This is a genomic window from Marisediminitalea aggregata (assembly GCF_900129565.1).
GTDB lineage: Bacteria > Pseudomonadota > Gammaproteobacteria > Enterobacterales > Alteromonadaceae > Alteromonas > Alteromonas aggregata.
Window position 1 is genome coordinate 922,857 of the sequence record NZ_FQWD01000001.1, and the last position, 13,493, is coordinate 936,349.

The 13,493-nt window shown below is 49.0% G+C and carries 15 protein-coding genes; 8 read left to right on the top strand and 7 right to left on the bottom strand.

All coding sequences use genetic code 11. The annotated features are described in order from the left end of the window. Window positions 1-148: 148 nt before the first annotated feature. Genes trkA through def form a run of 4 tightly spaced genes read right to left on the bottom strand, consistent with a single transcriptional unit; the run spans window position 149 to window position 4,350 of the window. A complete protein-coding gene (gene trkA / locus BUB81_RS03990) occupies window positions 149-1,528 on the bottom strand; it encodes a Trk system potassium transporter TrkA (protein ID WP_073318491.1) in 1,380 nt (459 codons plus the stop codon). 31 nt (window positions 1,529-1,559) lie between these two features. Then, the gene (rsmB, locus tag BUB81_RS03995) at window positions 1,560-2,867 is read right to left on the bottom strand and encodes a 16S rRNA (cytosine(967)-C(5))-methyltransferase RsmB (RefSeq protein ID WP_073318495.1); all 1,308 of its coding nucleotides are present in this window, start codon (window positions 2,865-2,867) and stop codon (window positions 1,560-1,562) included. A gap of 5 nt (window positions 2,868-2,872) precedes the next feature. Beyond that, window positions 2,873-3,829, bottom strand: coding sequence for a methionyl-tRNA formyltransferase (fmt, locus tag BUB81_RS04000; protein ID WP_073318498.1), 957 nt, complete (start codon window positions 3,827-3,829; stop codon window positions 2,873-2,875). A gap of 11 nt (window positions 3,830-3,840) precedes the next feature. Further along, a complete protein-coding gene (gene def, locus BUB81_RS04005; RefSeq protein ID WP_073318501.1) occupies window positions 3,841-4,350 on the bottom strand; it encodes a peptide deformylase in 510 nt (169 codons plus the stop codon). 200 nt (window positions 4,351-4,550) lie between these two features. On the opposite strand from def, the gene BUB81_RS04010 reads away from it, so the two are divergent. From BUB81_RS04010 to BUB81_RS04040, 7 genes are all read left to right on the top strand, one after another. After that, window positions 4,551-5,624, top strand: a complete 1,074-nt coding sequence (locus BUB81_RS04010; RefSeq protein ID WP_073318504.1) for a LysM peptidoglycan-binding domain-containing protein — start codon at window positions 4,551-4,553, stop codon at window positions 5,622-5,624. Window positions 5,625-5,660: 36 nt separating this feature from the next. Continuing rightward, window positions 5,661-6,767, top strand: coding sequence for a DNA-processing protein DprA (dprA, locus tag BUB81_RS04015; RefSeq protein ID WP_073318507.1), 1,107 nt, complete (start codon window positions 5,661-5,663; stop codon window positions 6,765-6,767). A 265-nt stretch (window positions 6,768-7,032) separates the two neighbouring features. Then, complete coding sequence (locus BUB81_RS04020; protein ID WP_073318510.1) at window positions 7,033-7,509, top strand: DUF494 family protein; 477 nt, start codon at window positions 7,033-7,035, stop codon at window positions 7,507-7,509. Between the two features lie 29 nt (window positions 7,510-7,538). Then, a complete protein-coding gene (locus BUB81_RS04025; RefSeq protein ID WP_073318513.1) occupies window positions 7,539-8,093 on the top strand; it encodes a DNA topoisomerase family protein in 555 nt (184 codons plus the stop codon). 10 nt (window positions 8,094-8,103) lie between these two features. Then, window positions 8,104-8,670, top strand: a complete 567-nt coding sequence (gene tsaC, locus BUB81_RS04030; RefSeq protein ID WP_073318516.1) for an L-threonylcarbamoyladenylate synthase type 1 TsaC — start codon at window positions 8,104-8,106, stop codon at window positions 8,668-8,670. Beyond that, complete coding sequence (hemF, locus tag BUB81_RS04035; protein WP_073318519.1) at window positions 8,670-9,590, top strand: oxygen-dependent coproporphyrinogen oxidase; 921 nt, start codon at window positions 8,670-8,672, stop codon at window positions 9,588-9,590. Before tsaC ends, hemF begins: the two co-directional genes overlap by 1 nt. A gap of 150 nt (window positions 9,591-9,740) precedes the next feature. Further along, window positions 9,741-10,424 (top strand): OmpW/AlkL family protein, encoded by a 684-nt coding sequence (locus tag BUB81_RS04040; protein WP_073318524.1) that lies wholly within the window; start codon window positions 9,741-9,743, stop codon window positions 10,422-10,424. A gap of 68 nt (window positions 10,425-10,492) precedes the next feature. On the opposite strand, the gene BUB81_RS04045 is transcribed toward BUB81_RS04040, so the two are convergent. After that, window positions 10,493-10,930, bottom strand: a complete 438-nt coding sequence (locus tag BUB81_RS04045) for a group II truncated hemoglobin (RefSeq protein WP_073318527.1) — start codon at window positions 10,928-10,930, stop codon at window positions 10,493-10,495. Between BUB81_RS04045 and aroE the strand changes: the two genes are divergently transcribed. Further along, on the top strand, window positions 10,929-11,747 hold the full coding sequence (gene aroE, locus BUB81_RS04050) for a shikimate dehydrogenase (protein ID WP_073318530.1): 819 nt from the start codon (window positions 10,929-10,931) through the stop codon (window positions 11,745-11,747). The genes BUB81_RS04045 and aroE overlap by 2 nt on opposite strands. A gap of 25 nt (window positions 11,748-11,772) precedes the next feature. Here the strand turns inward: aroE and BUB81_RS04055 are convergent, their stop codons facing one another. Both BUB81_RS04055 and BUB81_RS04060 read right to left on the bottom strand, forming a co-directional pair. Beyond that, complete coding sequence (locus tag BUB81_RS04055) at window positions 11,773-12,318, bottom strand: gamma carbonic anhydrase family protein (protein WP_073318533.1); 546 nt, start codon at window positions 12,316-12,318, stop codon at window positions 11,773-11,775. Window positions 12,319-12,321: 3 nt separating this feature from the next. After that, complete coding sequence (locus tag BUB81_RS04060) at window positions 12,322-13,008, bottom strand: sulfotransferase family 2 domain-containing protein (RefSeq protein WP_073318536.1); 687 nt, start codon at window positions 13,006-13,008, stop codon at window positions 12,322-12,324. Window positions 13,009-13,493: the final 485 nt, after the last annotated feature.

Here is a 13,493-nt window from a genome sequence, read left to right on the forward strand (position 1 = left end):
CTATACTGCCCGTATCAAAGCTGAGTGTTTTTTGAACATTTAGTCTAAATTAGCACACGCTAATGGAGATCAAAAGAAGATTTTTCTGTGTTTTGTCGCATCGTGGCGAGATACTCTCGTACCTCTGGACATGGTGGCTGCAGTAACCTTAGCCGAAAAAGAACGCGCTGGGCTGGAACAGTTTTTCAACGTCGTTGATGTATTTTTTATCGACCAGAAACAGGATCACGTGGTCGTTGGCTTCAATAACGGTATCACTGTGTGCAATGATCACCTGATCTTCGCGCACAACAGCCCCGATAGTGGTGCCCGGCGGGAGCTTAATCTCGCCGATTTGGCGGCCGACTACCTTAGAGGTGTTTTCATCACCATGGGCGATCGCCTCTATAGCTTCTGCGGCCCCACGGCGAAGTGAGTACACATTAACTATATCGCCGCGACGGACGTGAGTAAGCAAGGCTGAAATAGTGGCTTGCTGCGGGGAAAAGGCAATGTCGATTTCACCGCCCTGGACTAAATCGACGTAAGCACTGCGCTGAATAAGCACCATGGCTTTTTGCGCTCCCATGCGTTTAGCCAGCATGGCAGACATGATGTTTGCTTCGTCGTCATTGGTTACCGCAATAAAAGCATCGACTTGCTCAACGCCTTCTTCGCTCAAGAGCTCTGAGTCAGAGGCATCACCACAAAATACAATAGTCTTGTCTAAGTGTGCAGACAAATATTGTGCCCGTTCCTGACTGTACTCGATGAGTTTGACGTTGTGGTTGTGTTCCAGGCGCTTCGCCAGACCGGCACCAATTAAACCACCACCGGCAATCATTATGCGCTTATAGCTGGACTCCAGCTTTTGCAGTTCGCTCATCACGGCACGGATATGCTTGGTCGCGGCAATAAAGAATACTTCATCGTCCGCTTCGATAACCGTGGTGCCTAAGGGCCGGATAGGGCGCCCACGACGATAAATAGCCGCAACCCGTGTTTCCACGTTTGGCATGTGCTCTTTTAACGCAGACAGGGCATGTCCAACTAGCAAGCCACCGTAATAGGCTTTTACTGCTACCAGGCTCGCTTTGCCGTCGGCAAATTCCACCACCTGTAACGCACCAGGATAGTCAATTAGACGCTTAATGGCCTGGGTAACTAATTGTTCGGGCGCGATGATGTGATCAACCGGGATATCCTGTTGTTTGTACAACTGCTCCTGATAAATGATGTATTGCTCAGAGCGGACCCGGGCGATTTTAGTAGGGGTTTTAAACAAGCTGTAAGCAACCTGACAGGCGAGCATGTTACTTTCGTCACTGTTGGTTACTGCAATCAACATGTCAGCGTCTTCGGCGCCTGCCTTTTTTAACACGTCGGGATGAGAGCCCACGCCCGTAACTACCTGAAGATCTAACCTGTCCTGCAATGCGCGCAGAATAGTGGGATCTGAATCAATTACGGTGATCTCATTTTTTTCGCCAACCAGGTTTTCGGCAAGGGTTCCGCCAACCTGTCCGGCGCCAAGGATGATTATTTTCATCGTCGTTATTAAAAGGCTGTTTTATGCTTGGTTATACGGACTTTAGCAGTCTCGCATAATAGAAACCATCCATTTGTTGCTCACCGGGTAAAATTTGTCTGCCCGGCTGGTCGTTAGTTTCGCTGTCGGAAACGGGGGCTAAAGTCGCATCCTGCTGGCGTGCCAGAAATTGTTGTATTTGTGCGCTGTTTTCGTCGGGCAGAATAGAACAGGTTGCGTACAGCAGCGTACCGCCGGGCTTTAATGTTGGCCAAAGAGCATCAAGAATACGTTGCTGAAGGGCTTGTAGTGCTTCTATATCTGCTGGCTTTCGCAACCAGCGAATATCAGGATGTCTACGAATAACACCCGTTGCAGAGCAGGGGGCATCTAACAGGATACGGTCGAACTGATTACCATCCCACCAGCTGTCGGGGTCGCTCGCATCAGCGCAAATGACTTCCGCCTCCAGTTGCAGGCGGTCTAAGTTTTCGTTCAGGCGTTCAAGACGCAGTGACTCTGAATCCAGCGCAATGCAGGTTGCCATTGCCGGCTGCTTTTCAAGCAGGTGAGCTGTTTTGCCCCCCGGTGCAGCACAGCAGTCGAGCACTCGTTCATTTGCCTCTGGCGCTAACAGTGGCGCAGCTAACTGCGCGGCGCCATCCTGCACGCTAAACCATCCTTGTGGATAGCCAGGTAGTGTGGTGATCGGTAAACGGTCCAACAGAATAACTGCATCCGGGTGCTGTTCACTCAGTTCAAAGTGAATACCAGCATCGGTGAGTGCTTTGCAGTATTTTTCGTGGCTACACTGGCGCGTGTTAACGCGGAGCCACACCGGAGCCGGTTTATTCATGGCATCAACGATATCAGTCAACTGGTCCGGGTAGGCAGCTGCAATGCGTTTGTAGATCCATTTGGGCAGGCCGGATGCAACAATCGGGTCGCTACTGGTTTGCTCTGCTAATCCCTGACGCTGAAAATTACGCAGTACTGCGTTGATCAGCCCTTTTAACCGCATCCCGCCGAGCACTTCTGCGGCGTCCACAGTGGCAGATACCGCTGCGTGATCAGAGACGCGACTGTATGCTTGCTGGTAAAACCCAAGCAGCAACAGGTGCTCCAGAATCTTCTTGTTGCCTTTTAGTGGTTGGTCTAACAACTGGCGCAGCCAAATTTGTAATTGGGGCACATGGCGGAACACACCCATGGCCATTTCCTGTAACCAGGCGCTGTCTTGTTTGCTATGTCTGGCCTGCGCTTTGGCCAGGCAGTCCCGGGATGATTTGCCCAGTTCAAGCACACTGTAAATGACCCAGGCAGTGTCTGCTCTGAGGTTGGCATAAGGCGGTAATTTCATGATCGTTACTCGGGTTGGCAGGGCAGTACGGTGCCTACTTCGAACCAGTCCTGGCGTCCGTTTAAGACATCCTGTACGGCCATAGGCTTTTTACCGGGTATTTGTATTTGTGTGAGACAAAGTGCGCCATCGCTGGTGGCAATGACTATGCCCTGTTTATCGGCTCGCAGTATGGTGCCTGGTGCGGCTTTGCCGGTACTATCCTGGGCTACCTGACCTTGCCATACCTTGATTTGCTTGTCGCCAACCTGCGTCCAGCACACCGGCCACGGGTTAAATGCGCGAATGTTGCGGGCCAATTGTTCAGCACTTTGTTGCCAGTCCATAAAGGCTTCTTCTTTGGACAGCTTTTTGGCATAAGTTGCCTGAGCGTCATCTTGCACGGTAGCCGACAACGCAGTGATATTGTTTAGTGTGTGGACCAGCGCTGTCGGGCCAATATTGGCAAGTTTGCTGTAGAGACTGGCACTGGTGTCATCCGCTTCGATAGGCAGGGTTTCAATATGCAGCATGTCACCCGTATCCAGACCAACATCCATTTGCATAATGGTTACGCCAGTTTCTTTATCGCCTGCCCAGATACTGCGTTGTATAGGGGCCGCACCGCGCCAGCGTGGCAGTATTGAGCCGTGCACGTTAATACAGCCGAGTCTCGGTGTATCCAGCACGACCTTGGGTAACAGCAGACCGTAAGCGACTACCACCATAATATCGGCGTTCAGCTCAGCCAATTGCTGTTGTGCGTCTTCTGTTTTCAGACTTTCAGGCTGATACACGGGGATATCGTGTTCCACTGCCAGTTGTTTAGTGGCACTGGGCATGAGCTTCTTACCGCGTCCGGCGGGTCGGTCGGGCTGCGTGTAAACGGCTATCACATCGTGTTGGCTGGACAACAAAGCCGCCAGGTGATCGGCGGCAAATTCAGGGGTACCTGCAAAAATAATACGTAATGGAGTAGTCATAGGGGATGCGCTTATGCCTTTGCTGCCAGGCGAGCATCTTTCTCCAGTTTTTTGCGAATACGCTGACGCTTCAGAGGAGACAGGTAATCGACAAACAGTTTGCCTTGAAGGTGGTCGAGTTCGTGTTGAATACAGATAGCCAGTAAACCTTCAGCTTCCAATTCAAACTCAACACCTTCGCCGTCAAGGGCTTTTACCGTGACCTTTTCAGCGCGATCTACTTTGGCGTAATTGCCGGGTACCGACAAGCAGCCTTCTTCGCTGATGGTTGAGCCTTCTTTGGCAATGATCTCGGGGTTAATGAATACCCGGGGTTCATTTTGTTCTTCGGAGACATCCATAACAACCAGACGTACGTGGCGGTCAACTTGTGTTGCTGCCAAGCCAATGCCCTGTTCGTCACGCATGGTTTCGAACATATCGGCGATTAACTGTTTAACCTCAGCATTTACTTCTGCAATGGGCTTGGCCACGGTGCGAAGTCTTTCGTCGGGGAATCGTAAAACGTCTAAAATTGCCATCTGTCGCTATTTACACTCTATTCTGTATTAAGAAATATACGCACCGTCCGATAGGACTATTTACAAGGTGCTAACTGCCTTTATTCTAGCCTAAAGCAGGTTTTCATGCAGTATATAATCATTACACTACTGAATAATTGGGGATTATGATCTAATAATACAAGGTAGTGCAGCCACCCTGAGCAGGGCGAGGATGAACAATGGTAAATAAATCGAAAACGCTGATCGCGATATTCACTGCGAGTTTACTGTGGTGTATTGCCGGTACGGCGATGGCGTTAGATGTGAAAGACAACGCGCCAACTACCTACACAGTAAAGAAAAACGACACCCTGTGGGACATTGCCCGGTTGTTTTTAGACAAGCCCTGGCTGTGGCCGGAATTGTGGCGCAACAACACACAAATTATGAACCCGCACCTGATTTATCCCGGGGACGTATTGGTATTGCGTTACGTTGACGGTGAACCCGTGATGGAAGTGGTAAGAGACAAGCCTCGCATTACACTGTCGCCCAATGTTGCCCGCGCAACTAAACCTTCTCCCATTAGCTTATTACCCTGGTCGGTAATTGAGCCTTATATTCAACATCATGAAATCCTCGACCCGGGCAAGTACAAGATCCTGCCGCACCTGTTAGGCGACAAAAACGCCTCTATGCGGTTTGTTGATGATGATTTGGTGATGAGCCGGCGCAGCGGCCGTGCCAGAGATCAGTATCGGGTAATTCGTAAACAATCTAAGATCGAAGACCTCGACGGCAATACGCTCGGGGTACAGGTGCACCATATCGCCGACGCTACCATGGTAGAAGATCGCGCAGCCGGAGAATGGCTGGTGAAAATTGAAGACGCCAACTCGGAAGCCAAACGCGGTGACAAGCTCTTGTACGGTGAGCCAAAAACCGCAGGTGATATGACATTACAGGCCGCCAGCAAATCCCAGCGCGGTTTTATAGTGGGCAACCTTCACCAGCATCAGTTGTTGGGCAAGTACGATGTGGTGATTGTTGATTTAGGCGAAGAGGACATCGAGCCGGGTACCGTGATGGGGATTTACCAGCAGGGGCCGACCATTATCGATGGCGATGAGCCTAAGTACCTTAGCGAAAGCAAAGTGGTTATGAGTACGTTTGATGACGGCTCTACCGTTGAGCAGCCTGCGCTAAAAGTGGGTGAGTTAATTATTTTCAGTACGTTTACGCATGCCAGTTACGGCATCATTACACGTGCTGCCGACATTGTAAAAACCGGGAATATTGTCGCTCATCCATAGTGAATAAGTGGCTCCCGGGAACAACCGGGAGCGTTCATGCAACACACCACCATCTCTGACTCTTGCTTGCGCTGGCTGTCGTTAAGCTTGTTTGAAAAGCGCTCCCCTGAATTCTGGTTAACATGGCTGACACACAATCAGTTTAGTGTGGAAGAGGCATTCAATTTGCCACGTCAGGCGCTGTTGGATACGGGCTTAACGGAATCCGACTGTACAGCCTTCAAGCTGGACCGCAAGGAGGTCACTCAGGCCGTAAGTTGGTATTCTCCGCCGGATAGTCGCGTCATTATTGATATAGAGAGTGCGTTTTACCCCAAGAGTCTCAGACAACTGACATCGCCGCCTCTGGTATTGTACTGTGAGGGCAATGCGGCGTTACTGCGTCAACGCCAAATTGCCATTGTGGGTAGTCGCAAAGCAACTCTGCAAGGCGTTGGACTTGCGAGGGACTTCGCTGCTGAATTGGGTTCTGTTGGATTAACCGTTACCAGTGGTCTCGCGTTAGGAATAGACGGCGCTGCGCATAAAGGCGCCTGTGCTACACCGGGAAATACACTTGCTGTAATGGGCGCGGGGCTTCAGCACATTCACCCTAAAAGTCATGCCAAACTCGCCAGACAGTTGGTGGATAACGGAGGCTGCCTGGTGAGTGAATTCGCGCCCGGGGTTAGCCCCAGGCCTTATCATTTCCCGCGAAGAAACCGCATAATTGCTGCCCTGTCTGATGGCGTGCTGGTAGTAGAAGCGAAAATAAAGAGTGGTTCTATGATCACGGCCAACCTGGCAGCTGATGCGGGCAAAGAGGTATTTGCGATACCCGGGAACATCAAGCATCCGCTCACTGAAGGGCCACATTACCTGATTCAGCAGGGCGCAAAGCTAACGACGTGCGTAGCCGATATGCTGGAGGAGCTTGGTATAGAGCTGGCTGACGCTTGTTATGAAGAGGCTGCAAGGCAGCAGGGGCTGGCGTTTGAGTCAGCAAGTGGCCTGCTTGCTCATGTCGATACGGAGTTCACCAGCGTGGATGACCTGGCTGCGCGTTCGGGATTGTCTGTCTCTCAGGTTATGGCTGATATGCTCGAGTATGAATTGGTCGGCAAAGTCTCTGCGGTGCCTGGTGGCTATGTACGTGTTAGCTAAGCGTAAACAGCGCGGCGTTTGACGGTAATTTAACCAAAGTGCATTAAACACATTCAAAGACATCATTTAATGAAAAAAAATCACCCGGAATGCTTGGCAGCGACAGAAATTTTAGATAAGTTGAGATTAAGCACTATGCTTAATAGTGTTAATGCCGAACGCAACGCTGTGGCCTATTCGCTAAGCAGGCCGCGTAGTGAACATAAGTTGCGAGGTTATCGTAGTAACTGTCTGGTTGCTACATCAACTTGAGGGGGAAAATATAATGTTCGATATCCTCATGTATCTGTTCGAGAACTTCGTCCACAGTGAGACGGAAATTCGCGTCGATCAGGATGAACTCACCGATGAGCTCATTCGGGCGGGATTCCATCATGATGAAATCTACAAAGCACTGGCATGGCTGGAAAAACTGGCTGCGCTGCAGGAAACCGATATTAACCCCTATTTCTGTAAAGGGATAAGCAGTGGCTTGAGCCGCATTTATACCCAACAGGAACAAATGCGTTTAGACACAGAGTGCCAGGGATTCTTGTTATTCCTTGAGCAGGTGGGTGTACTTGACGCGTCTACCCGGGAAATGGTAATCGACCGCGTTATGGAAATCGACTCTGTCGAGTTCTGTTTGGAAGATCTCAAATGGGTAGTCCTCATGGTATTGTTTAATGTGCCAGGCAAAGAAAATGCCTACGCGCAAATGGAAGATCTGTTATTCGAAGAGTATGACGGTATACTGCACTAATTCCATTCAGGGTTAAGTGTTGAGACGCCGTGTCGAAAATTGATCATTCGTTATTCAGTGCGCACGAACACGCACTGGAACAACAGTACGGCCAATGTCCGGACTGCGGAAAAGATCTGCACGTTCGAAATAGTAAGAATGGCCCGTTTATTGGGTGTAGTGGCTATCCTGAATGCCACTACGCCAAGCCTCTGCACGACACACAAACCACCGTTTTAAAAGTCATTGAAGACAGTCATTGCCCGGAATGTGGTTCTACCATGGCCATTAAAAAAGGCCGTTACGGCATGTTTATTGGCTGCACAAACTTTCCTGAGTGCCATCATATTGAAGGGACCAAAGCCCAGCAGGATACGCTGGTAGACTGTCCTAAATGCAAAGAAGGTCATTTAATCGACCGAACCAATAAATACGGCAAACGGTTTTTTGCCTGTAATCGTTATCCTCAATGCCGATATGTGGTAAATTTCGCCCCCGTACCAGAACCCTGTCCGGCATGCGGCTGGGCAATTATGGTAGACAAAAAGGGGCAGTTGGTTTGCCCACAGCCCCTGTGTGGATTCAAACAACAACGCGAAGATTAGAGGTGGTGATATGAATCAGGTGTCGACCCCAGTGGATCCTGATGTCTCAGCGTTTGAACAAGGCGAATTATTAATTTACGCAACAGAAGCAGTGATGGGCATTGGTTGTGATCCCAATAATGAAGCTGCCGTGAAAAAACTGCTCGCCATTAAGCAACGCCCGGTAGAAAAAGGGCTTATTCTGGTGGCCAGCAATTATTCGCAGCTATTACCTTTTGTTGATGATAACGCGATCCCACAGGACCGCCGCTTTGCTATATTTTCCTGTTGGCCGGGGCCGGTAACTTGGCTATTGCCAAAGTCTGCTACCGCACCACAGTGGGTAACCGGTGAGCACGACAAAATCGCAGTGCGCGTGTCTGCACACGAAGGGGTAAAAGCCCTGTGCGATAAACTCAATGGACCTATAGTCTCTACCAGCGCTAATCCAAGTGGCGACGAACCCGCACGCACAATCGAACAAGCCAAAGCATACTTCGGAAACAGTGTACATTACGTGCCTTCAGAAGTGGGCGGGGCAGCACAACCCTCTATGATCAAAGACGCCATGACTGGCGCCATTATCCGGAATGCCTAATGCAAAATGAAGCCATTAACACAGAGTCTGTTATTGCGTCAGTAAAGCAATTTCTACTCGCGCTACAAGACAATATTTGTCATACGCTTGAACTGGCTGATGGCAAGGGGCAATTCATTGAGGACAGCTGGGAGCGCGAAGAAGGCGGCGGTGGCCGTTCCCGCGTTATGCGCCACGGCGCTGTTATAGAGCAGGGCGGGGTAAACTTTTCTCACGTGTTTGGCACTCAAATGCCTGCTTCTGCAACCGCATCGCGTCCTGAGTTGGCCGGCCGGAGCTTTCAGGCCATGGGCGTGTCGTTAGTCATCCATCCGCATAATCCTTATATTCCCACCTCGCACGCGAATGTCCGGTTCTTTATTGCTGATAAACCCGGCGAAGCGCCTATCTGGTGGTTTGGTGGAGGCTTTGATCTCACGCCTTTCTACCCGTTCAGGGAAGATGTCCAGCATTGGCATCAGGTGGCTAAAAATATCTGTCAGCCGTTTGGCGATCAGGTCTACCCGGAATATAAAAAATGGTGTGATGATTACTTCTTTCTGAAACACCGCAATGAAACGCGAGGCGTAGGCGGCTTGTTCTTTGATGACCTGAACCACTGGGAATTCGAGAAGTGCTTTGCCTTTATGCAAGCTGTAGGCAATGGCTATCTTGACGCGTACGTACCGATTGTAGAAAAGCGCAAGGCCATGCCTTACGGAGAACGCGAGCGTCAGTTCCAGCTATATCGTCGCGGACGTTACGTAGAATTTAATCTGGTGTTTGACCGCGGAACCTTATTTGGATTGCAAACCGGTGGTCGCACCGAATCTATCCTTATGTCCATGCCACCTTTAGCCCGGTGGGAATATTGCTACGAAGCACCAGCGGGCTCTCCTGAAGCAAAACTGCAGGATTGGTTGAAACCTATCGACTGGTAAAATCAACCCTGTTCGGTGATTCGGGTTGATACAGATCAACTCGAAATCACTGATACTAAAACGTATTTTCAAACTTGTTTTAGATCAACATTTTGATTTTGGTGAAGCGTAAAGTACGCCTCATCAAGTTAAAACAAGTGAGAAAGTACAATGAAAAAATCAACCTTAGCCACAATGGTACTGGCCGCGTTAATCTCAGCGCCTTCTGCGTTTGCCTATGAAGCAGGCGATATTCTGGTACGTGCCGGTCTGACTACCGTGGCGCCTAATGATGACTCCAGCAACGTCAATGTCGATGCGTTAGGCGGTAATGTGGGAATGGGCGTGGAAGTCGACTCTAATACCCAGATAGGCCTGAACTTAGTGTACATGCTGAATTCAAACTGGGGTGTTGAAGTACTTGCTGCAACCCCGTTTACCCATGATGTTACGCTGATCGATACTGCCGACAATGGCCTTGGCCTGGGTGATGGCAAACTGGCTGAAGTGACGCACCTACCGCCTACCGTTAGCGCGGTCTATTTCTTCGATACACAAAGTGCCTTCACACCTTATGTCGGGGTGGGTGTTAACTACACTATTTTCTTCGATGAAGAATTTACCAATGCACGTGAAGACCAAACCTTTCAGGACTTATCGCTGGATTCATCATTTGGTCTGTCAGCACAATTGGGCTTCGACTACCAAATTGACGACAAATGGTTAATCAATGCGTCAGCGCGCTACATTGCCATCGATACAACCGCCACGTTTACGGTTGCGGATGTAAAAGGCAGCGTTGATGTGGATATCGATCCGTTCGTCTATACCCTGTCTTTGGGTTACAAATTCTAATAAACGCGTTTATCGGTTTCACCTTGTGTTTTTGCACTGCCTGTTGCCCTTCTTCGGAAGGGCTTTTTTTATGCCTCGGTGTTAACCATGTGATCAGCAAGCTGGTCCAAAGCCGCTAACAATTGATTTGCCAAAGCGATATCCGATACATTTTCATACATGGCTTTCTTTATGCAGTACATCCACTGTACTTTTAATGCAGGGGTTACCGTAAAAGGCAGGTGGCGAGCACGCAAGCGCGGGTGGCCGCGTTGTTGTTCGTACTCATTTGGGCCGCCGAGCCACATAGTCAGGTAAAGGCCAAAGACATGCCTTATTCTGTCCAGCGGTTGCGGGTGGATCGCAAGCAGCTCTGCTGCAATCGGATCGGTTTCCATGATGTCATAAAAGCGGTTGGCAATGGCATGCGCTACTTTTTCACCGCCTATTGCTTGATAGGGGGTAACAACATCAGTAGAGTTGGCAGTCGATTTCTTGCCCATTCCTAATTTAGATAACAATCCCATGAAAAAATACGCCGTTTTTGGAAATCCAATTGCCCAGAGTTTATCACCAACTATTCATACGATGTTTGCAAAATCCTGCGGCATCGAACTGGAGTACACTAAAATACTCGCGCCGGTAGACGGGTTTGCTGCTTCACTTGAGTCTTTTTTTGAAGATGGCGGCGTTGGCTGTAATGTAACTATGCCCTTTAAAGAAGAGGCATTTTCGCTGGCCGATTATCGCAATGCCGCTGCTGACATGGCAAAAGCAGCAAATACCCTGAAGCGTGATGAAAGCGGTACGCTGCACGCCTACAATACCGATGGAATTGGATTAGTGACTGACCTCACAGCAAAAGGTGCGAAGCTCGATCGCGCCAATGTGTTGTTGCTTGGTGCGGGTGGCGCGGCTAAAGGGGTTGTTCAGCCACTACTGGAAGCCGGTGTAAAGACGTTACACATTCTTAACCGTACACTAAGTAAGGCGCAGGTTATTGAAAAAGACAGTGGTAGCGACCGTGTCGTAGCCATTACTGCAGAATCACTCGCTCCAGACTACGAGGTGGTAATTAACTCAACGTCTGCCAGCTTACAGGGCACATTGCCTGAGGTACCGGTATCTGTGTTTAAGCATTGCAATATTGCTTATGACATGGTGTACGGCAGTGAGCCCACCGTCTTTATGGAGTTTGCTAAAGAACACGGTGCGACGGCACAGGTTGATGGATTGGGTATGCTCGTTCAGCAAGCGGCTGCTGCTTTTACCATCTGGACAGGCAAGCAACCGGAAACACAGGACGTCGAACATTATTTACGTGAATTAAAAAAGACGTCCTGATTAACCCAGAAATAAGCCGGTAAGACTATTCCTCTCCGGCTTCTTGAAGGTATTCGTCTTTCAGTTCCACGTAGTTAATAGCGGACTGTTTGAGAAAAGCGCGCTCACCATCAGATAGCGGTCGCTTCTGCACCATGGGATTACCGACATACAGGTAGCCACTCTCCAGTGTCTTGTTGGGCGGAACAAGTGTGCCAGCGCCAATAAATACATCATCCTGTACGACGGCGCCATCCATAATAATCGCGCCCATACCCACTAAGATACGATTGCCAAGCTGACAACCATGCAGCATGCACATGTGACCTATTGTGACATCGTCGCCAATAAGGAGAGGGAACCCTTCCGGGTTGGATGCAGATTTGCGGGTAACATGGAGCACGGTACCGTCCTGCACATTGGTGCGCTCACCTATAACAATGTGGTTCACATCGCCGCGTGCTGCAACCATATGCCAAATGCTGCTGTCCGCCCCGATGCGAATGTCACCGACCAAACGGCAGGAGTCAGCAATATATACCTTGTTACCAAGGGTAGGGCTGATACCTTTATAAGTACTGAGTGTCGTCATGGTTTACTCATCAAACGTGTAATTAAACATGGCAATGTCGCTGGCATACAAGGTTGCGACCTTATCAATGGTTTCATTGTCGTAGTAGGCAGTATAGTGTTGCTTAATACGCTTCTCTTTAATAAACAAGTGACGAATCTTGCGCTCTAGTGAACGACGGAAGCTGGACGTTGAATTAGCATGTGGCAGCGTACTGTTAGCAATGTTTAACTTCTCACATACTTTATTAAAGTCATTTTGCAGATTCTCGAAGCGACCAACAAAGTCTACGATGACGTCACCCTGACTATTTACCAGGTAATCTGTTTGCGGAATAACATGCCGGTATGCATCACTAAAGTCATCAGCTTCAGGCATTGCTTCGAATACCCACTGTTTAAAGCTGTACTTATTATCCAGTTTCTTATGCAAATACTCAGAGACAAGTCGACTCCAGGGATTCCTGACAAATGCAAAAGAGAAGTAACGGTTATAATCATCCTGCGACATATGTCCGCAGTCCACATATTCATGGGCACGCATATGAGCAAGACGGGAGGGGCCTTTAGCCGGATCATCGTTACGGGAAATTAAAAGCTGTTGCTTTTGTTTCAGCGTCAGGCCATTTAACTCAAGGAAAAACTGTTCAACACTCTGACCACCGGTTTTGGGGACATGAACAAAGACGCATTGCTGTGCAGCACATATCATAGTGTATCTATCTATTACTTATTACCTAATTGAGCGCTCACTGTACTACATTTAAGAAAAAACAGATAACTTTTAAAAAAAGGGTTGACGCTGTAAATGAACTCTCTATAATGCGCCTCCGCTTCGGCAGGAAAGGCAAAATGATGAGTGGTTAAAAACTCCTCAAGCCCAGGTGTCAAGCGGTTTTCAGACAATCCGGACTTTGAAAAATAATTCAAAAAAAGGTTGACGAAGAAAACAAACAGCGTAGAATGCGCGCCTCACTTCAAGGGAGTCTAGAGACAAAACATGAAGTGATTTGCTCAAACGGTTTGAGAAAATAAATTTCAAAAAAACGTTGACAGCAAAAACAAACAGCGTATTATACGCACCCCGCTTCGGCAGGTTCTGAAAGAACGCTGAAGCAGCAAACAACTGAGTTTGCACTGTTCTTTAACAATTTATAACAAGACAATCTGTGTGGGCACTCATTAAGAGTGTCAACA